The sequence below is a fragment of the Bradyrhizobium sp. SZCCHNS1022 genome, from assembly GCF_032484835.1.
In the GTDB taxonomy this organism is placed as follows: domain Bacteria; phylum Pseudomonadota; class Alphaproteobacteria; order Rhizobiales; family Xanthobacteraceae; genus Bradyrhizobium.
This window is the reverse complement of sequence record NZ_JAUETT010000004.1, coordinates 431876-450798: the sequence shown is the minus strand read 5'-3', so window position 1 is coordinate 450798 and position 18923 is coordinate 431876. Positions and strand designations below refer to the sequence as shown.

Genomic DNA, 18923 nt, shown 5'->3' with positions numbered 1-18923 from the left:
AAATAGGCACAAAGTTGTGACCCACGCTGCGATCGGCAAAGTGTGGCCCGGCAGTGACAGGATTGCGCGCGCCGGGCCCTGATGCGGCCGCCGGATCGATCACGCCGGCATCGCTGGACTACAAAATTACATGTCGCATCATCGGCTTGTTCGCGGTATGCCACGCGTCATCCGTTGCTGCCCGTCCGGCCCCGGACCTGTTCCCTGCCCGCCGGACCAACATTGCCGTCATCTGAGGAACCGTCATGCCCGCCTACCGCTCCCGAACCTCCACCCACGGCCGCAACATGGCCGGCGCTCGCGGCCTGTGGCGCGCCACCGGGATGACGAACGAGGATTTCGGCAAGCCGATCATCGCGGTGGTCAACTCCTTCACCCAGTTCGTGCCGGGACATGTGCATCTGAAGGATCTCGGCCAGCTGGTCGCCCGCGAGATCGAGAAGGCCGGCGGCGTCGCCAAGGAGATGAACACGATCGCGGTCGATGACGGCATCGCCATGGGCCATGACGGCATGCTCTACAGCCTGCCCTCGCGCGAGCTGATCGCCGACAGCGTCGAATACATGGTCAACGCGCATTGCGCCGACGCGATGGTCTGCATCTCCAACTGCGACAAGATCACCCCGGGCATGCTGATGGCCGCGATGCGCCTCAACATTCCCGCCGTGTTCGTCTCGGGCGGGCCCATGGAAGCGGGCAAAGTCAACCTCGCCGGCAAGCTGCGCAAGGTCGACCTGATCGACGCCATGGTGACGGCCGCCGACGATAAGGTCTCGGACGCCGACGTCGAGGTGATGGAGCGCTCGGCCTGTCCGACCTGCGGTTCCTGCTCCGGCATGTTCACCGCCAATTCGATGAACTGCCTCACCGAGGCGCTCGGCCTGTCGCTGCCCGGCAACGGCTCGGTGCTGGCGACGCATGCCGACCGCAAGGGACTGTTCGTCGAGGCCGGTCATTTGATCGTCGATCTCGCCCGCCGCTACTACGAGCAAAACGATGCCTCGGTGCTGCCGCGCTCGATCGCCAACTTCAAGGCATTCGAGAACGCGATGAGTCTCGACATCGCGATGGGCGGCTCGACCAACACCGTGCTGCATCTGCTCGCCGCCGCGCATGAGGGCGACGTGCCGTTCACGATGAAGGACATCGACCGCCTCTCGCGCAAAGTGCCGGTGCTGTGCAAGGTCGCGCCAGCGGTGCCTGACGTCCACATGGAGGACGTGCATCGCGCCGGCGGCGTGATGGCGATTCTGGGCGAACTCGCCCGCGCAGGGCTGTTGCACACGGAGTTGCCGAACGTTCATTCGGCTTCGCTTGCATCTGCGCTGGAGCGCTGGGACGTCAGGCGCACCCAAAGCGAGAGCGTGAAGAACTTCTACATGGCCGCGCCCGGCGGCGTGCCGACACAAGTGGCGTTCAGCCAGGACCGCCGCTATGAGGACCTCGATCTCGATCGCGAAAAGGGCTGCATCCGAGACCTCGCGCATGCCTATTCCAAGGATGGCGGCTTGGCCGTGCTCTACGGCAACGTTGCGCTCGACGGCTGCATCGTGAAGACGGCCGGCGTCGATGCCAGCATCCTCACCTTCGCAGGCCCCGCCCGCGTCATGGAGAGCCAGGACGCCGCGGTGGAGGCGATCCTGACCAACAAGATCAAGCCCGGCGACGTCGTCGTCGTCATCTATGAAGGCCCGCGCGGCGGCCCCGGCATGCAGGAAATGCTGTATCCGACCAGCTATCTGAAGTCGAAAGGGCTCGGCAAGGTGTGCGCGCTCGTCACCGACGGCCGCTTCTCCGGCGGCTCGTCGGGCTTGTCGATCGGCCACGTCTCGCCGGAAGCCGCCGAAGGCGGCCTGATCGGACTCGTCAAGGATGGCGACCGCATCGAGATCGACATCCCCAACCGCACCATCCACCTTGCCGTCGACGACGAGGAGCTGGCGCATCGCCGCGCCGCGATGGAGGCCAAGGGCACGGAGGCCTGGAAGCCGGCCAAGCGCGCACGCAAGGTCTCCACCGCGCTGAAGGCCTACGCCGCGTTCGCCTCGAGCGCCGCCAAGGGTGCCGTGCGCGTGCTGAAGGACTGAGTTGATAGTTCGATGACGTCAGGTGGGCAAAGACGCGGAGCGTCGTGCCCACCTTTCTTTCATATGCGCGATACGGTGCGCGCTTAGCTTAGCCGCCCAGCGGCAGCCTCCCGCGAAACCGAGCGGTGCGGCCGCTTCACTGTGGCCGTCCGAAGCTCAAAGGCTCCGGCTCTGGCTTCTCGGAACGAGACCAGTCGGCGCTGCGCCTCGTCCCACAGCACAAGCCTGACGCAGCGAAAGCTCTGCGGCAGCGTGATGCGACAGGCCTCGCGCAGTTCCGGATGGTCACGCAGCACGCGCGGGAGCCGGTAATATGGAATCCGGCTGCACAGATGGTGCACGTGATGGATGCCAATGTTGGCCGTGAACCAGCGCAGCAGAACCGGCAGATCGTAATGGGAGCTGCCGTACAGGGCGGCATCATGCAGGTTCCAGCGCTCGTCGCGCTCCCACGCGGTCTGCTCGAATTGATGCTGCACGTAGAACAACCATACGCCGGCCGTGGCCGCGAGCAGCATGATCGGAAGATGCACCAGCAGGAATGCGTTGATCCCGACGAGCCAACTAAGAGCGGCGACGGTCGCGGCGATGGCGAGATTGGTGGCCATCGTGCTGGCCCAGAGTCGCCAACCGTCGCGCATCAGGCCGACCGGAAGCCGGTGTTGCAGCAGAAACAGATAGGCCGGTCCGACCCCGAACATGACCAGCGGGTGGCGGTAAAGCCGATAGGTCAGACGGCCCCACCATGAGCGGGCGGCGTATTCGCGCACCGTCAGCGTATCGATGTCGCCGATACCGCGCCGATCGAGATTGCCGGTGGAGGCATGATGGATCGCATGGGTGCGGCGCCACCAGTCGTAAGGCGTCAGCGTCAGCACACCGATGACGCGACCGACCCAGTCGTTCGCCCGACGACCGGCGAAAAAGGTGCCATGGCCGCAATCGTGCTGGATCATGAACAGTCGCACGAGAAAGCCGGCAGCTGGAACAGCGATCAGCAACGAAGCCCAGGCATGGCCAAGGGAGAACATGAACCAGGCCGCGGTCCATAATACCGCGAGCGGCACAGCGGTGATCACCAATTCGGCAGCGCTGCGCGCGCGATTTGGCTTGCCATAACTGGCCAGAATGCGCGTCCAGCGCCGCGAGTCGGGCCTCGATGCGCCCGAATGATGTTCAGTGCTCAAGAGAATATCCGAGGCTTGCCGATGCGGGCTTCGTCTTCGGCGCAGCCGCGATCTGCTTGTTGACTTGCAATGTGATCTTCACCTGCTTTGTGGCGATTGTGGCCAGATGGAAAAATCCCGCGTGCCGACGGATCGGACGCGGGACTCAGAAAACCAGAAAGCTCTGCCAGTACATCCGTGGTCAAAGCACCATGGTCCTTCGCGCGGCCGCTCAGGCGGCGCGCAGGTTTTCAGCGGCGGATTTGCCGGTTCGGCGGTCGGCCACGATGTCGAAGCTGACCTTCTGCCCCTCATTGAGGGTGCTCATGCCGGCGCGTTCAACCGCGCTGATATGAACGAAGACGTCATTGCCGCCGCCGTCGAGCTGAATGAAGCCGAAGCCCTTTTGGCCGTTAAACCACTTCACAGTTCCTGTATTCACTGTCGATGTCCTTTCACCTGACAACGTGCACGTAAGACTCAAGGCGCCGAGAGTGCGGCGGCCTTCGTCGATGGATCGATTTTTGGAGAAGGGGGTCTGAAACGTGCGCGCCTGTCTGTGACGAGGCGAAGCGGCCCAGGTCGTTCGGCCAAGTGTCGATGACCGCTATATGGGCATAAATCGAGCCGGCGTCAAGATTCGCCACTTGCGGACCGTAGTACCCCGTAGCCGGGCCCGATCTAAGCCGCAACTTTACACCCGCAGCGGGTAGATCCGCCCTCACCCCTGATACGCGAACAGTTCGATCGGCTCGGAGAAGCCGCGTACCGGGTATTCACCGACGCGCTCGAGCGCGAACTCGTCTTTCACGAGATCGGCGAAGGCGCGCGACAGCAGCACCGGCTTTCCGACCTGTTTGGTGAGGGTTTCGAGCCGCGAGGCCATGTTGACGGCAGGACCGATGACGGTGAAGTCGAGCCGCGCGCGCGAGCCGATATTGCCGTACATGACATCTCCGACATGGACGCCGACGCCGTAATTGAGCGGCGCCCGGCCGGCTTCGCCGTTCTTCTCGTTCAGGGCAAGCATGGCCTGACGGGCCTCGGCCACGGCATGCAGCAGATTGGCGCAGGCGCGTGGCTCGCTGAGCGGAAAGATGGCGAGCAGGCCGTCGCCCATGAATTTCAGGATCTCCCCGCCATGGCAAACGATCGGCTCCGACATCGCGTCGAAATAGCCGTTCAAGAGATCGATCACGTCGTCGCGCGGCCAGTTGTCGGAGATCCTGGTGAAGTCCCTGAGGTCACAGATCATGATCGCGGCGCGGACCGTGGTCCCGCTGCCGCGCCTGGTGGCGCCGGCCAGGATGAGTTCGCCGGCGTGCGAGCCGACATAGGTTTCGAGCAGGGTCCGCGCCAGCCGGTTCTTCATCCGGATTTCGCTGACCAGCGCCAGCATCGGCAGCAGCTTGAACAGAGCTGCGATATGCGCGTCCTCGAAGCCGCCGGGCCGGTCGGTCGCGAAGGTCACGATGTGGCGCTTGCCGAGCGTATGATACAGTGGCCAGGCGACATAGTCGGTCAAGCCCTGTGCCCGCATCTCGTCATAGACGGCGTGTCTGCGCCCCTGCCCCGGATCGCGCTCGAGATTTTCACGCACCTGCGCGGCGCCATCATGGATCTCGTTGGCGGGACTGCCGATATATTCGGACCGTCCCATGACATCGTAATCGACCCGCGCAATCTCGGCCTCATGCGTCCCGTCGTTCCACAGGATCCGGGCGCCGAGCCATTGCGGGTGCTGGATCAACAGATGAAGCGTCGCCCGCTTGACCGGAATCCCGGCACGCTGCAGGCGGATGCACATCTCGGCGAAGATGTTGTCGAGGAAGCGCTGGTCACGCGTACCGTGCGTCAGCCAGTGCACGATGTCGCCGTCGGACTGTACGGTGGCGGGATCGAGGTCTGCTGACGCCTTCATGTCTTGCTCCTGGGCCCGAAACCTGACCAACCGATACTGGATAGGTCGTGTCCCCGCGCGCCGGAGTCAATCGACGTCATGGCATGCCCGCAAACGGGCATGCCATGTCTTGATCGAAACGCATGACGACCTGGCCGTCGCGTCAGAAGTGAACCACCGTGCGCAGGCCGAGAACCCAGGCATTGCTGGTCTTGATGCCGGCGGCGTTGAAGCCGCGTCCGCCGGGATTGATCACATACTGGGCATCGAACTTGAGGTTCATCCAGCCAGTCGCCTGCCAGCCGTACCAGGCTTCGATCGGAACCTCGTTCCCGCCTGCGTTCGGGCTCAGCGCGGCCGAGTTCACGTGGGTGGTGCCCACCGCGAAGCCGACTTCGTCCTTCGGGCGGAAGGAGAACGTGCCGGTGTGCCTGACGCCCCACGCGATCTGGTAGTCCTGGAACGCAGTCCGGTGATCGGCGACAGTCGTATTGAGGAACGTGTACCAGCCCTGGGCGTCCGGACCGTCGACGGTCAAGCGCTGCAGGATCGATTCGTAGACGCCGTAGCGGCCTCTTTGATCGCCAATATTTTGATCCGGAACTCCACCGACGCCGGGGATGGTCATGATGATCCCGGGAAGGCCGCCATCGATCGTCGAGGCGTTGTCATACCAGCCGCCGAAGCGCCAGGTGCCGTTCAGCGGACCGCTCGGCTCCCACTTCAACTCCACCGGCACCAGCACACCCGCGCCGGGGCTTCGGGTGGGAATGCCCGGCGCCAGATAGATGCCGGCGTCCGAAGTCGTCAGATATTGCGGATTGGCGTCGTAGACGCCGGCCGAAATTGACAGTTCCTTGGTGATGTTGAAATGGGCGACACCGGCCCACTGGCTCACCGGCCAGTTGAAGATGTAGCCGCCCTGGATGTTGCCGGGCTGGCCGCCGCAGAAGGTCAGGTTGATGAACTCGCACAGGCCGAAGAAGAAGTCGTTGCCGACCGGAAGACGGCCGCCCTTGAGGGTCAAGCGATCATCGAACAGCTTCTGCTGATAGTAGAATTCGGTGAGGCGCACGATATTGCCGCGGCCGAACACTTCGTTGGTCAGCTGCAGCGCCGGAATGCCGGCCTCGGAATTCAGATTGTCGCCGAAGCGGTCGACCAGGGTAAGGCCGACCATGCCGCCCTGGATGCCGGCAAGCTTGGCCATGTCGAACTTGGCCTCGAACCACAGCTGGCCTGCGTTGGCTGAGGTGTTCCTGGAGCCGCCCGAGAGGTTGGTGACAGCTTCGTCGCCCAGCGTCAGGGCCAGTGTAACGCCCTGCTCCTTCAGCCATGTCCGGCCGAGATCGCCGAACAGATACGGTCTTGTCCAGAAATCATCGGCCGACGGATAAGGAACGGGCGGCGCCTTCGTCGGCAGATCGGCCGCATATGCGCCGCTGCCTAACAGAGACAAAACGATCCCCACGCCGCACGCACGTGCGGTCGTCACACACCAATTCATTTTCTTCTGCTCCTCGCAGCGTTCCCAGGCTCTGGATGTTTTTATGTCGCGTCCCGGCCAAAGCCGTTGTCCCGGAACGCGCTTCCCCTCGGCCACCCGCAGCCGCCGCCCCAAGAAGCGACTGAATCGCAATTGCAGGTTGGACAGTCACCCTAACGGGCATTTGAGCGGGCGTGAATAGTCATACAATATAGACGCCTCGGTAAAACCGTAACTGTGTCAGATCGGACACAGATATGTCGGTGACCGAGGAACTGCTCTCTGCGCGCCGGCCCGAACGCGGTCAGGCTGGGGCCGCCGATATCGCCGAAGCGGTGTCCGGCGCAGACGAATTCTGCGCGATATCGTGCGGCGAGAGGGAGGTCTCCACCGTTCGACGCAAAGCTTTACAGCAGCCTGTAGCGCCGCTTCGCCTGATCTCAGCCGGCAGGCGCGACGACCACGCGCGCCCCGGCATCGGCCAGGCATGTGCGCTCTCTCTCGGATGCGCCGTCGTCGGTGACCAGAGTCCAGCGCGGCGGCAGCGGCGCCCAGGCCGACTGCTCGGCCCGGCCGAGCTTGGTCGCATCGGCGAGCACGATCAGCTCCCGCGCCTGCTGCATCATCAGCGATTTCAACTCGACCTGATCGAGATCGGCTTCGCACAGGCCACGGCCATGAACACGCCATCCGCGCTCATGATGGCGCGGTCGGCGGTCATGCGGCGCAGCGCCTCGATCGCGAGCGGCCCCATGGTGCTCATGCTGGTCGGGCGCAGCGTGCCGCCGAGCCCCACGAGATCGATCGCAGGCGCCTTGGCGAGAAAGGGCAAGAGCGCGAGGTTGTTGGTGATGATGCGCAGCCTACGCTCGCGGAGCAGCCGGCCGAAGGCTGCGACCGTGGAGCCGGCGTCGAGGATCAGCGTGTCGCCGTCCTCGATCAGATCGATGGCGGCGCGCGCGATCGCCTGCTTCTCGCGCCCCTGCACCGCAAGCCGCTGACCGCAGCGCATGGGCCGTCGCACCGTGACGCCCACCCCGGAACCGATGCGATTGAAAATAATGCGGAGACGAATGGCGGGTTGCTCGCCCGCTTTCGCGCTTCACCTTCGCGCCCATTTGCCCCGGCGATGCGGGCTCAGGCTCTCGCTGGTCCGCTCTCTGCGCAGTTTCGACTCTCGTGAGGCGGATGAGCCAAAGGCGTAACCCGCCGCTTTTCCTTCACAGCGGATCACGCTTCGCTATTCGACCGACGTGCCAGGCCTGATAGCTGCTCAGTCCGCCATGGCATCTTGTAGTGAAGCTGCGAAGCGCGACACGGCGGGACCGAAGTTGGAATTCGCGACGTCGATTTGGCGTATGGCGACGGTGGCCTTCGGCGCGGCACCGGCCAGGTCTTTCATCTCGCGAAACGACCTGCCCGGTGGCGAGCCGCCATGGGTGAGGAAGAAGGCGACGTTGTTCAACTTGCCCGCCTGCGCCTGGAGATAGGCACGGATGGGCGTGGCGGGCCGCCACGCCCAGATCGGAGAACCGACGACGACCAGGTCGTAATCCGACGGCGCATGCTGCAAGCGTCCGATCTGCGGCAGGCTGTTCGACCAGCTGTCATAGGAAGCCCTGAGGTAGCTGCCGAAGCTCCGCTGGTATCGCGCGCAGCTGATGTCCTCGACATCGGCCGAGAGCGCCTTTGCGATCACCTGCGCAACCGCGCGCGTCGTCCCTGACAAGGAATAGAACACGACAAGCGTTCGCATCGCTCTCACGCTCCTCGGCATGCTCGCCAGTCACAATAGGGTGGCACCGGTCGTCGACCTTGAGTCAGATCAAGAGTCAAGAGTACGACGGTCGTAGGCAGACACATGACTGACCGATCGTACGGCGGGCTCACCGAAGCCGTAGCCCGCGACGCCTCCTCCGACAGATTTTGTAGCCGACTACACTGCGGCCGATCCGCCTTACGGCGTTCCAATCAACCCTGCGACGCCATCTGATGGGATCGCAAAAGGCCACCTAGAGCACCCAGCGCCGGGCTCATTAGCAAACAGGCGAGATAAGACCATTGATGGCCCGCGGCTGTTCCGCTGATCAAGGCATATGGAGCGCTGCCGACGCACAGAATAGATGAAAGAAAGTATGCCGTTCAGCACTTCGTCATGTTTGGAGATACGCGCCGCGACGTAACCACCTAACACAGAGCCGAATGAGCCAAATATCCTGCCCCAGACTACAAACCAGGCATTTCCCATCAGGATTCTTGCGGAGGCGGCACCATGATCTGGACGCACTCCCGATCCTGATGCCACTGTGAAATAGACAGCTAAAAGGATCAGAATAACGTAGCTGAATACTACATCCGTGATGCTTCCTATTACAATTCCTTTGAGGGATGCTTTTTGCATTTCAAGTCTCTGCTCGCACTGAACGCGATCATGCGGAAGCTTGAAATCGAAAGCAACTAAGGGATCGCGATTGATGCGCCTAGGCCGATTTGCCCGGCAGGCAAAAATGAGTCCTCCTGGCGGATGGAAGCGACAGCAGACATGCCCGAAACACGCCTACGCCAAAGAGCCAATTTCACTTGCCATTCCAAAGCCATCGCTCATTTCAAGATGCCTGGCCAAAATAAACAACTTCCGAAAATCAGCAAATCAGTCGTATGCTTCGCGCGTTCCGGTCCGGATGAGGGGCGTACGCGTCGTCACGATACGTTGGACCGGCAATGCGATGGACGCTCGCAAGGCCAGGCGCGTTTCAAAATGCAGACGACTGGCAATGCGGCGGACGGCGAAATCGCGTGGTCCTGGCCTCCCGGTGCTGAGGCCAAGCTTCACGGGACGCGCTCGGCGCATCTCGTGAAGTGACGGGGGCAAGAACGCCGGTCCCCGGGGAGAGCGCGTATAAGGCGTAAACCATCGTGCAGGGAATGCCGGGATTATCCGGCTGGACCTGTGGTTTCCGCCGCGTGCATTCTTTTTCGCACGCGGGCCATGGGTATCAGCGGATACCCGGCATTCCCTGCGCCCTCACAAATTTCGAGGGCTCGAGCTTCACGCATCCCGGGCGCGTCGTGTCGCGGGAGCGATGGGGCACGCCCGGAAGATGAAAGAGCTTCGCAGCTACCAGACTCTCGCTCGCTCAACAGGCGAAGCTGTTGAGTACGATGGCTAACGCTGCGATCACAGTCTTACCCTCCCCTTGAGGGGGAGGGTCGATCGCACGCGAAGCGGGCGAGCGGGGTGGGGTGAAGCCACAGACGGCAGTGCGCATGGAGAGATCCCCCCACCCCGGCCCACATTCGCGTTGCTCATGTGCGCCGACCCTCCCCCTCCAGGGGAGGGTCGCAGCGAGATGCGCTGTCCGTCCCTATGTCTCCGGCTGGTCGTCATGTGCGGCGCCTTCGGAGATCTCGACGACGGCGAGATCGCCGCTGTCGGCCATCCGCGCCTTGGCGACGGTCTTCACATGGGCAGCGAGCGCTGGCATGCGCTCGATCAGCGCATGAAAGTCCTGCGCATCGAGCACCAGCAGCCGCGTCTTGCGCAGCGCCTTGACCGTGCCGCTCCGCTTGGTCCGGTGCAGCAGCGCGATCTCGCCGAAAAAGGCGCCGTCGACCAGCCGCACGCGCTGGGTCGGCAGCTCGATCTCGACCTCGCCCGCGGTGATGAAGTACATCGACGTCGCGGTGTCGCCGCGGCGCGCCAGCACCTCGCCGGCCTCGATGGTGCGCGCGCGCAACAGCCGCATGATGTCGGCGATCTCGCCGGCGGACAGACGCGCGAACAGCGGCACCCGCGCCAGCATGCCCCAGGTGACGACGAAGTCGCGCCGCTTCACCTCTTCGGCAAAGGCGCTGGAGATGATCGCGACCGGCAGCGCGATCATCGCGAAGCCCGCGACGATCGCGAACACAGTAATGAGCTTGCCGAGCGTGGTCACCGGCACCACGTCGCCATAGCCGACGGTGCCGAGCGTGACGATCGCCCACCACATCGCATCCGGAAGCGTGCCGAATTTGTCGGGCTGTACGTCGCGCTCGGCCGCATAGAGCAAGGACGCGAACAACAGCACCGCGCCGATCAGGATGACGATGCAGCCGACCAAAGTGCGCCGCTCGGCCTGGATCGCGGCCAGCAGCGAGCGCATCGCCGGCGAATAGCGCACCAGCTTGAGGAACGGCAGCACACAGAGCATCGCCAGCATGGCGTGATCGCCGATCGCGAGCACGATCGCCGCCGGCAGGAAGGCGCCGAGATCGATGATGCCGAGCGCGGAGAAGACGTAGCCGAGCCGGTCGCGGACGGCCGAGCCCCTGCGCGGCGTGTGGCCGGCGATGCTCCAGAGACGGGCGAAATATTCGAAGGCGAAAACCAGCAGGGCCATCACCTTCGCCGCGGTGAAGGTCGGGCCGAAGCGCGCATCGAGCTGCGGCACCGAGGCCAGGGTCGTCACCAGCACATCGACGGCGATCACGATCACGATCATCCGCACGAAGCGGGAGCCGACCGACAGCGGCAGATGATCGTGTTCGAGCAGCTCGTAGAGCCGGTCGCGCAGATCGGGATCCTTGATGGTCCTGTGACGCCCGATCATCGCGACAGACTCGCGCTCATTGTTTACCCGGCCATGGCCTTCTCGATCGCGGCCAGCGCAGCATCGGCCTTGGCTCCATCGGGCCCGCCGGCCTGGGCCATGTCGGGGCGGCCGCCGCCGCCCTTGCCGCCCAGCGCCTCCGAGGCCGCGCGCACCAGCTCGACCGCGTTGAAGCGCGCGGTGAGATCCGCGGTCACACCGACCACGACCCCGGCCTTGCCATCCTCGCTACGGCCGACGATCGCGACCACCCCGGAGCCGAGCTGCTTCTTGGCCTCGTCGACGAGGCTCTTGAGGTCCTTCACCTCGACGCCTTCGACAGCGCGCGCCATCAGCTTGACGCCGGCCACCTCGCGGACCGCGGAAGCGCCACCCCCCGCGGAAGCACCACCGCCCATCGCGAGCTTCTTGCGCGCGTCCGACAGCTCGCGCTCGAGCTTCTTGCGTTCCTCCATCAGCGCCGTGATTCGCGCCGGAACGTCGTCGAGCGTGGAACGCAGCTCGGCGGCGGCGTGCTTGGCGAGCGCGATGGTGTCGTTGGCGTGCTTGCGCGCGCCGCGCGCGGTCAGCGCCTCGATGCGGCGCACGCCGGAGGAGACCGCGCTCTCGGAGGTCACCGAGATCAAGCCAATGTCGCCGGTGCGCTTGACATGGGTGCCGCCGCAGAGCTCGACCGACCAGCCCATGGTATTTGCGGCCTGGGCGTTGCTGCCGTGGTCGCGCGCGGCATTGCCCATCGCCACCACGCGGACCTCATCGCCATATTTCTCGCCGAACAGCGCGCGGGCGCCGGCCTCGCGGGCGTCGTCGAGCGCCATCAGCCGGGTCGTGACTTCGGAATTCTCCAGCACGACCTCGTTGGCGATGTCCTCGACGCGGGCGAGCTCGTCCGAGGTGATCGGCTTCGGATGCACGAAGTCGAAGCGCAGCCGGTCCGGCGAGACCAGCGAGCCGCGCTGGGCGACGTGGTCACCGAGCACCTGGCGCAGCGCCTCATGCAGGATGTGGGTGGCCGAATGGTTGGCGCGGATCGCGGAGCGGCGGCCATGATCAACATCGAGCTGCAGCGCGGTGCCGAGCTTGAGTGTGCCCTGCTCCACCGTGCCGAGGTGGACGAACAGATCGCCGGCCTTCTTCTGGGTGTCGGTGACGCGGAACGTCACGCCGTCGCCGCGCATCACGCCGAGGTCGCCGACCTGGCCGCCGGATTCGGCATAGAACGGGGTCTGGTTGAGCACGACGGCGCCGGTCTCGCCGGCCTTGAGGCTCTCGACCTCCGCGCCATCCTTGACCAGCGCGGTCACCGCGCCTTCCGCGGTCTCGGTCTCGTAGCCCAGGAACTCGGTGGCGCCGAGCTTCTCGCGCAGCGGGAACCAGACGCTCTCGGTCGCCGCGTCGCCCGAACCTGCCCAGGCAGCGCGCGCTTTCGCCCGCTGCCGCTCCATCGCGTCGGTGAAGGAAGCCTGGTCGACGCTGATGCCGCGCGACTTCAGCGCGTCCTGGGTGAGGTCGAGCGGAAAGCCATAGGTGTCGTAGAGCGTGAAGGCGACATCGCCGTCGAACATGTCGCCCTTGGTCAGGCCAGCCGCCTTCTCATCGAGAATGGCAAGGCCGCGCTCCAAGGTCTTGCGGAAGCGGGTCTCTTCCAGCCGCAACGTCTCCTTGATCAGGCTCTCGGCGCGGATCAGCTCGGGATAGGCCTGGCCCATCTCGCGCGTGAGCGCGCCGACCAGGCGGTGCATCAGCGGCTCGCGGGCGCCGAGCAGCTGGGCGTGGCGCATGGCGCGGCGCATGATCCGGCGCAGCACGTAGCCGCGGCCTTCGTTGGAGGGCAGCACACCGTCCGAGATCAGGAAGGAGGAGGCGCGCAGGTGGTCGGCGATGACGCGGAGCGAAGCCTTCTGCGGCCCTTGCGGATCGGCATTGGTGAGGTCGGCGATGGCCCGGATCAGCGCGACGAACAGGTCGATGTCGTAATTGTCGTGCTTGCCCTGCAGCACGGCAGCGACGCGTTCGAGCCCCGCGCCGGTGTCGATCGACGGTTTCGGCAGCGGTGTGCGCGCCCCGCCCTCGAACTGCTCGTATTGCATGAACACGAGGTTCCAGATCTCGATATAGCGGTCGCCATCCGCCTCCGGGGAGCCGGGCGGGCCGCCCCAGACCTTGTCGCCATGGTCGTAGAAGATTTCCGAACAGGGGCCGCAGGGGCCGGTGTCGCCCATCTGCCAGAAATTGTCCGAGCCGGCGATGCGGATGATGCGCGATTCCGGCAGGCCGGAAATCTTCTTCCAGAGTCCGAAGGCTTCGTCGTCATCGATATAGACGGTCGCCCACAGCTTCTCCTTCGGCAGGCCGAATTCTTTCGTGACGAGCTTCCAGGCGAGCTCGATCGCGTTCTCCTTGAAATAGTCGCCGAAGGAGAAGTTGCCGAGCATCTCGAAGAAGGTGTGATGGCGGGCGGTGTAGCCGACATTGTCGAGGTCGTTGTGCTTGCCGCCGGCGCGGACGCATTTCTGCGAGGTGGTGGCGCGGCTGTAGGGGCGCTTCTCGACCCCGGTGAAGACGTTCTTGAACTGCACCATGCCGGCATTGGTGAACATCAATGTCGGGTCGTTGCGCGGCACGAGCGGCGAGGACGGCACGATCTCGTGGCCGTTCTCGGCGAAGAAGTTAAGGAAGGTCGACCTGATCTCGTTGACGCCGCTCATAGCAATCCAATCGAAAAAGTCCGGGAATTCGGCGCAACGCTTTTAGACAAGCCCCCCTGCCCTGTCCAGGAACTGTGCAGGAAATCATGCACTTGGCCTACGCGCTTGAAAGCCCGTTGAAAGCTTGCGGGCCGCGTTGACAGTTTGCATGCTCTCGTGTTTCTTCCCACATACTGACGACAGCCGCGTCGGGAGAGACCGGTCTTCAAGCTTCTTCTTGAGCTTGAGGGATCGGCGCCGAAGGAGCAACCGCCCCGGAAACTCTCAGGCAAAAGGACCGCGCGGCTTAAACTGCATCTGGAAAGAGGCGCCGACGGGCATCAGCCCGGACCGCGTCCGCCGACGGGATAATACTCTCAGGCACAGCGACAGATGGGGCTTCGATCGGTTGGCCCGGGAATGGTCCCGGGAACCTTCGAGGGTCCCTGTGATGGCTGCTCCAGATGCTAATTCCGCTCCTCTGAAACGTACCCCGCTTTACGGCCTGCATGTCAGCCTCGGCGGCAAGATGGTGCCGTTCGCCGGCTACGAGATGCCGGTGCAATATCCGGCGGGCGTGCTGAAAGAGCACCTCCATACCCGCGCGGCCGCGGGTTTGTTCGACGTTTCCCATATGGGCCAGATTGCCCTGGTTCCGAAATCCGGCCAGGTCGCCGACGCCGCGCTCGCGCTGGAGCGGTTGGTACCGCAGGATATCGTCGGCATCGCACCGGGCCGCCAGCGCTACGCACAGTTCACCAACGAGGCCGGCGGCATTCTGGACGACCTGATGGTCGCGAATTTCGGCGAGCATCTGGTGCTGGTGGTCAACGCGGCCTGCAAGGAGGCCGACGAGGCACTTTTGCGCGCCGGGCTGTCCGACATCTGCGAGGTGCGGCCGCTGACTGACCGCGCGCTGTTGGCCCTGCAAGGACCCAAAGCGGCATCCGTGCTGGCGAAGCTGAGCGCAGACGTCGAGTCGATGCGGTTCATGGATGCGGGACCGCGCAGCGTCGACGGGCTCGATTGTTACGTGTCGCGCTCCGGCTACACCGGGGAGGATGGGTTCGAGATTTCGGTTCCGGCCGACCAGACCGAGAAGCTCGCTGACGCGCTGTTATCGGACAAGGACGTGCTGCCGATCGGGTTAGGGGCCCGCGACAGCCTGCGGCTGGAAGCCGGCCTCTGCCTCTATGGTCACGACATCGACACCACGACCACGCCGGTCGAAGCGGCCCTGGAATGGTCGGTGCAGAAGATTCGCCGCACCGGCGGCGCCCGGGTCGGCGGCTTTCCCGGCGCCGAAAAGATCCTGGGCGAATTTGAGCACGGTACCACGCGCCGGCGAGTCGGGCTGAAGGCCGAGGGCCGCGCGCCGGTTCGCGAGGGTGCATTGCTGTTTGCGGCGCCCGATACGACGGAGCCGGTCGGCAAGATCACCTCCGGCGGGTTCGGTCCGACGCTCAACGGCCCAGTGGCGATGGGCTATGTGCCGACGTCTCTCTCCGCGATCGATACACGGCTTTTTGCCGATGTGCGCGGCCAGCGCCTGCCCTTGCGCGTCGCCGCCATGCCCTTCGTCCCCAACACCTACAAGCGCTGAAGGATGCCCATGACCACGCTCTACACCTCCGACCACGAATGGCTCAGCATCGACGGCGATGTCGCCACCGTCGGCATCACCGATTACGCGCAGGCGCAGCTCGGCGACGTCGTATTCGTGGAGTTGCCCAAGGTCGGCCGCACCTTGAAGAAGGCAGAAGCCGCCGCGGTGGTCGAATCCGTCAAAGCCGCATCCGACGTCTACGCACCGATCTCTGGCGACGTCGTCGAGGTCAATCAGGCGATCGTGGACGAGCCTGCGCTGGTCAATACCGATGCCGTCGGCAAGGCCTGGTTTTTCAAGGTGAAGATCGCCGACAAAGGCGAGCTCGGCGGGCTGATGGATGAGGCCGCCTACAAAGCGCACACGGCGTGATGGGAAGATCGCGGCATCATTCTCCGCTGTCATCGCCCGGCTCGACCGGGCGATCCAGCACGCCGCGCTCCCTCCGTTTGATTTCGACGTCAGTGTTGACTGGATGCCCCGCCGTCGCGGGGCATGACGAGGCATAGCAAGGATCCTCTCATGACCGCGCCGTTCAAGCCGCTCGATGACGCCGCTACCACCTTCGCCCGCCGCCACATCGGCCCATCGCCGCGCGACGTCGCCGCGATGCTGGAGACGGTCGGCGCAAAGAGCCTGTCTGAGCTGATGGCGCAGACCCTGCCCGGCTCGATCCGGCAGACGGCACCGCTCGATCTCGGGCCCGCGCTCAACGAACCCGAGGCGCTCGACCACATGCGCGTGCTTGCAGGCCAGAACCAGCTGTTCACCTCGCTGATCGGCCAAGGCTATTCCGGCACGATCATGCCGGCGGTGATCCAACGCAACATCCTGGAGAACCCGGCCTGGTACACGGCCTATACGCCGTACCAGCCCGAGATCAGCCAGGGCCGGCTGGAGGCGCTGTTCAACTTCCAGACCATGATCTGCGACCTGACCGGCCTGGATGTCGCCAATGCCTCGCTGCTCGACGAGGCAACCGCAGCGGCAGAGGCGATGGCGCTTGCCGAACGCTCCGCCAGCGCCAAGGCGAAGGCCTTCTTCGTCGACAAGAACGTGCATCCGCAGACGCTCGCGGTGCTGCGCACCCGCGCCGAGCCGCTCGGCTGGCAGCTGATCGTCGGCGATCCCGCAACCGATCTCGACAAGGCGGACGTGTTCGGCGGCATCCTGCAATATCCGGACACGACCGGCGCCTTGTGCGATCCGCGCACGGCGATCGCGAAACTGCATGAGAAAGGCGCGCTGGCGATCCTCGCTGCTGACCTGCTCGCGCTGATCTTGATCGCCTCGCCTGGCGAACTGGGTGCCGACATCGCGATCGGCTCGGCGCAGCGCTTCGGCGTGCCGATGGGCTACGGCGGGCCGCATGCGGCTTACATGGCGGCGCGCGATGCGCTAAAGCGCTCGCTGCCCGGCCGCATCGTCGGGCTGTCGGTAGACTCCCGCGGCGCCCCGGCCTATCGGCTGGCGCTGCAGACCCGCGAGCAACACATCCGCCGCGAGAAAGCGACCTCCAACATCTGCACCGCGCAGGTGCTGCTGGCGGTGATCGCCGCAATGTACGCCATCTATCACGGCCCGGAGGGACTGACCGCGATCGCGCGCACCGTCCATCGCCGCACAGCGGTGCTGGCGGCCGGCCTGCGCAAGCTCGGCTTTGCGCCGTCGAACGAGGTCTTCTTCGACACGGTGACAGTCGAGGTCGGCGACCGGCGCGACGAGATCGTTGCGCGCGCGCTCGGCGAGCGCATCAATCTTGGCCTCGGCGCGCGCAGCTTGCGTATTGCGCTGGACGAGACCACGACGGCCGAGACCGTCGAAGCGGTATGGCGTGCCTTCGGCGGAAAACTGTCTTATGCGGCCATCGAGGCCGAAGCGCGCGAGGCGCTGCCGGCCGGTTTGAAGCGTCAGCGCCGGTTCCTGGCCCATCCGGTGTTCCATGCACATCGCTCGGAGACCGAGATGCTGCGCTACCTGCGCAAGCTCGCAGACCGCGATCTCGCGCTCGACCGCGCCATGATCCCGCTCGGCTCCTGCACCATGAAGCTGAACGCGACCACCGAAATGATCCCGCTGACCTGGCCGGAATTCGCCAGCCTGCATCCGTTCGCCCCGCGCGCGCAGGCAGCCGGCTATCATGCACTGTTTGCCAAGCTTGAAGACTGGCTGTGCAGGATCTCCGGTTACGATGCGGTGTCGCTGCAGCCGAACTCGGGCGCGCAAGGCGAATATGCCGGGCTGCTCGCGATCCGCGGCTACCATGCCTCGCGCGGCGAGAGCCATCGCAAGATCTGCCTGATCCCCTCCTCCGCTCACGGCACCAATCCGGCCTCTGCGCATATGGCGGGCATGGAGGTGGTGGTCGTCGCCTGCGATCCGGGCGGAAACGTCGATGTCGCCGATCTCAGGGCCAAGGCCGAGAAACACGCGGCCGATCTCGCCGCCATCATGATCACCTATCCGTCGACCCACGGCGTGTTCGAGGAGCACATCCGCGAGATCTGCGACATCGTTCATGCTCATCGCGGCCAAGTGTATCTCGACGGCGCCAATCTGAACGCGCAGGTCGGGCTGGCGCGTCCCGGCGACTACGGCGCCGATGTCAGTCACTTCAACCTGCACAAGACCTTCTGCATTCCGCACGGCGGCGGCGGTCCCGGTATGGGCCCGATCGGTGTCAAGGCGCACCTCGCAGCATTCCTGCCGGGACATCCTGCTGCCGATGGCGAGAGCTCACGCGCGCAGGGGCCGGTCTCCGGCGCGCCCTACGGCTCGGCGTCGATCCTGACCATCTCCTACATCTACATGCTGCTGATGGGCGGCGAGGGTTTGAAGCAGGCGACAGAGATCGCGATCCTCAATGCCAACTACATCGCCGCGCGGCTCGATCCGCACTTTCCGGTGCTGTATCGCAACGAGCGCGGCCGCGTCGCGCATGAATGCATCATCGATCCGAGGCCGCTGAAGCAAACCAGCGGCGTGACCGTCGACGATATCGCCAAGCGGCTGATCGACTACGGCTTCCACGCGCCGACGATGAGCTTCCCGGTGCCGGGAACGCTGATGATCGAGCCGACCGAATCAGAATCGAAGGCGGAGCTCGATCGCTTCTGCGACGCGATGATTGCGATCCGCAAGGAGATCGCCGAAGTCGAGCAAGGCCGGTTCAAGATCGAAGCCTCGCCGCTGCGGCACGCGCCCCATACGGTGCATGACGTCGCCGACGATGATTGGAACCGCGCCTATCGCCGCAGCGAAGGCTGCTTCCCGGCCGGCTCCGCGCGCACCGATAAATATTGGTGCCCCGTCGGTCGCGTCGACAACGTCTATGGCGACCGCAATCTGGTCTGCTCGTGCCCGCCGGTGGCGGACTACGCGGAAGCGGCGGAGTAAGCC

Annotated in this window: 14 protein-coding genes and 1 riboswitch; of the genes, 4 read left to right on the top strand and 10 right to left on the bottom strand. The window is 64.7% G+C overall.

The genetic code is table 11. The features are described 5' to 3' along the window. Positions 1-245 precede the first annotated feature (245 nt). A complete protein-coding gene (ilvD, locus tag QX071_RS24870; protein ID WP_315706075.1) occupies positions 246-2087 on the top strand; it encodes a dihydroxy-acid dehydratase in 1842 nt (613 codons plus the stop codon). Positions 2088-2170: 83 nt separating this feature from the next. On the opposite strand, the gene QX071_RS24865 is transcribed toward ilvD, so the two are convergent. From QX071_RS24865 to alaS, 10 genes are all read right to left on the bottom strand, one after another. Next, on the bottom strand, positions 2171-3274 hold the full coding sequence (locus tag QX071_RS24865) for a fatty acid desaturase (RefSeq protein WP_315706076.1): 1104 nt from the start codon (positions 3272-3274) through the stop codon (positions 2171-2173). Between the two features lie 211 nt (positions 3275-3485). Further along, positions 3486-3695, bottom strand: a complete 210-nt coding sequence (locus QX071_RS24860; protein ID WP_315706077.1) for a cold-shock protein — start codon at positions 3693-3695, stop codon at positions 3486-3488. A gap of 279 nt (positions 3696-3974) precedes the next feature. Further along, positions 3975-5174, bottom strand: coding sequence for an adenylate/guanylate cyclase domain-containing protein (locus tag QX071_RS24855; RefSeq protein ID WP_315706078.1), 1200 nt, complete (start codon positions 5172-5174; stop codon positions 3975-3977). Between the two features lie 142 nt (positions 5175-5316). After that, entirely contained in the window at positions 5317-6660 is a 1344-nt protein-coding gene (locus QX071_RS24850; RefSeq protein WP_315706079.1) for a carbohydrate porin, read from the bottom strand. Between the two features lie 419 nt (positions 6661-7079). Further along, entirely contained in the window at positions 7080-7277 is a 198-nt protein-coding gene (locus QX071_RS24845; RefSeq protein WP_315706080.1) for a hypothetical protein, read from the bottom strand. After that, entirely contained in the window at positions 7274-7651 is a 378-nt protein-coding gene (locus QX071_RS24840; RefSeq protein ID WP_315706081.1) for a hypothetical protein, read from the bottom strand. The genes QX071_RS24845 and QX071_RS24840 overlap by 4 nt, the downstream gene beginning before the upstream one ends. Positions 7652-7912: 261 nt before the next feature. Further along, on the bottom strand, positions 7913-8395 hold the full coding sequence (locus QX071_RS24835) for a flavodoxin family protein (protein WP_315706082.1): 483 nt from the start codon (positions 8393-8395) through the stop codon (positions 7913-7915). 201 nt (positions 8396-8596) lie between these two features. Continuing rightward, complete coding sequence (locus QX071_RS24830; RefSeq protein ID WP_315706083.1) at positions 8597-9040, bottom strand: hypothetical protein; 444 nt, start codon at positions 9038-9040, stop codon at positions 8597-8599. Positions 9041-10004: 964 nt separating this feature from the next. Next, positions 10005-11231 carry a cyclic nucleotide-gated ion channel gene (locus QX071_RS24825; protein ID WP_315706084.1) on the bottom strand — a complete coding sequence of 409 codons (1227 nt, stop codon included), beginning with the start codon at positions 11229-11231 and terminating at the stop codon, positions 10005-10007. A 23-nt stretch (positions 11232-11254) separates the two neighbouring features. Beyond that, positions 11255-13939: an alanine--tRNA ligase gene (gene alaS, locus QX071_RS24820; protein ID WP_315706085.1), complete on the bottom strand. Its 2685-nt coding sequence runs from the start codon at positions 13937-13939 to the stop codon at positions 11255-11257. Positions 13940-14117: 178 nt separating this feature from the next. Next, positions 14118-14229: riboswitch (glycine riboswitch) on the top strand. Positions 14230-14369: 140 nt separating this feature from the next. Between alaS and gcvT the strand changes: the two genes are divergently transcribed. The 3 genes from gcvT (at position 14370) to gcvP (ending at position 18920) form a co-directional block, all read left to right on the top strand. Continuing rightward, positions 14370-15521 (top strand): glycine cleavage system aminomethyltransferase GcvT, encoded by a 1152-nt coding sequence (gene gcvT / locus QX071_RS24815; RefSeq protein ID WP_315706086.1) that lies wholly within the window; start codon positions 14370-14372, stop codon positions 15519-15521. A 9-nt stretch (positions 15522-15530) separates the two neighbouring features. Continuing rightward, positions 15531-15896 carry a glycine cleavage system protein GcvH gene (gene gcvH, locus QX071_RS24810; protein WP_315706087.1) on the top strand — a complete coding sequence of 122 codons (366 nt, stop codon included), beginning with the start codon at positions 15531-15533 and terminating at the stop codon, positions 15894-15896. A 150-nt stretch (positions 15897-16046) separates the two neighbouring features. Next, entirely contained in the window at positions 16047-18920 is a 2874-nt protein-coding gene (gene gcvP, locus QX071_RS24805; protein WP_315706088.1) for an aminomethyl-transferring glycine dehydrogenase, read from the top strand. Positions 18921-18923: the final 3 nt, after the last annotated feature.

Coding starts and splice junctions, on each gene's coding strand:
- QX071_RS24855 (WP_315706078.1), bottom strand. CDS start 5,174: ATGAAGGCGTCAGCAGACCTCGATCCCGCCACCGTACAGTCCGACGGC.
- alaS (WP_315706085.1), bottom strand. CDS start 13,939: ATGAGCGGCGTCAACGAGATCAGGTCGACCTTCCTTAACTTCTTCGCC.
- QX071_RS24835 (WP_315706082.1), bottom strand. CDS start 8,395: ATGCGAACGCTTGTCGTGTTCTATTCCTTGTCAGGGACGACGCGCGCG.
- gcvP (WP_315706088.1), top strand. CDS start 16,047: ATGACCGCGCCGTTCAAGCCGCTCGATGACGCCGCTACCACCTTCGCC.
- gcvT (WP_315706086.1), top strand. CDS start 14,370: ATGGCTGCTCCAGATGCTAATTCCGCTCCTCTGAAACGTACCCCGCTT.
- QX071_RS24840 (WP_315706081.1), bottom strand. CDS start 7,651: ATGCGCTGCGGTCAGCGGCTTGCGGTGCAGGGGCGCGAGAAGCAGGCG.
- QX071_RS24850 (WP_315706079.1), bottom strand. CDS start 6,660: ATGAATTGGTGTGTGACGACCGCACGTGCGTGCGGCGTGGGGATCGTT.
- ilvD (WP_315706075.1), top strand. CDS start 246: ATGCCCGCCTACCGCTCCCGAACCTCCACCCACGGCCGCAACATGGCC.
- QX071_RS24825 (WP_315706084.1), bottom strand. CDS start 11,231: ATGATCGGGCGTCACAGGACCATCAAGGATCCCGATCTGCGCGACCGG.
- gcvH (WP_315706087.1), top strand. CDS start 15,531: ATGACCACGCTCTACACCTCCGACCACGAATGGCTCAGCATCGACGGC.
- QX071_RS24830 (WP_315706083.1), bottom strand. CDS start 9,040: ATGCAAAAAGCATCCCTCAAAGGAATTGTAATAGGAAGCATCACGGAT.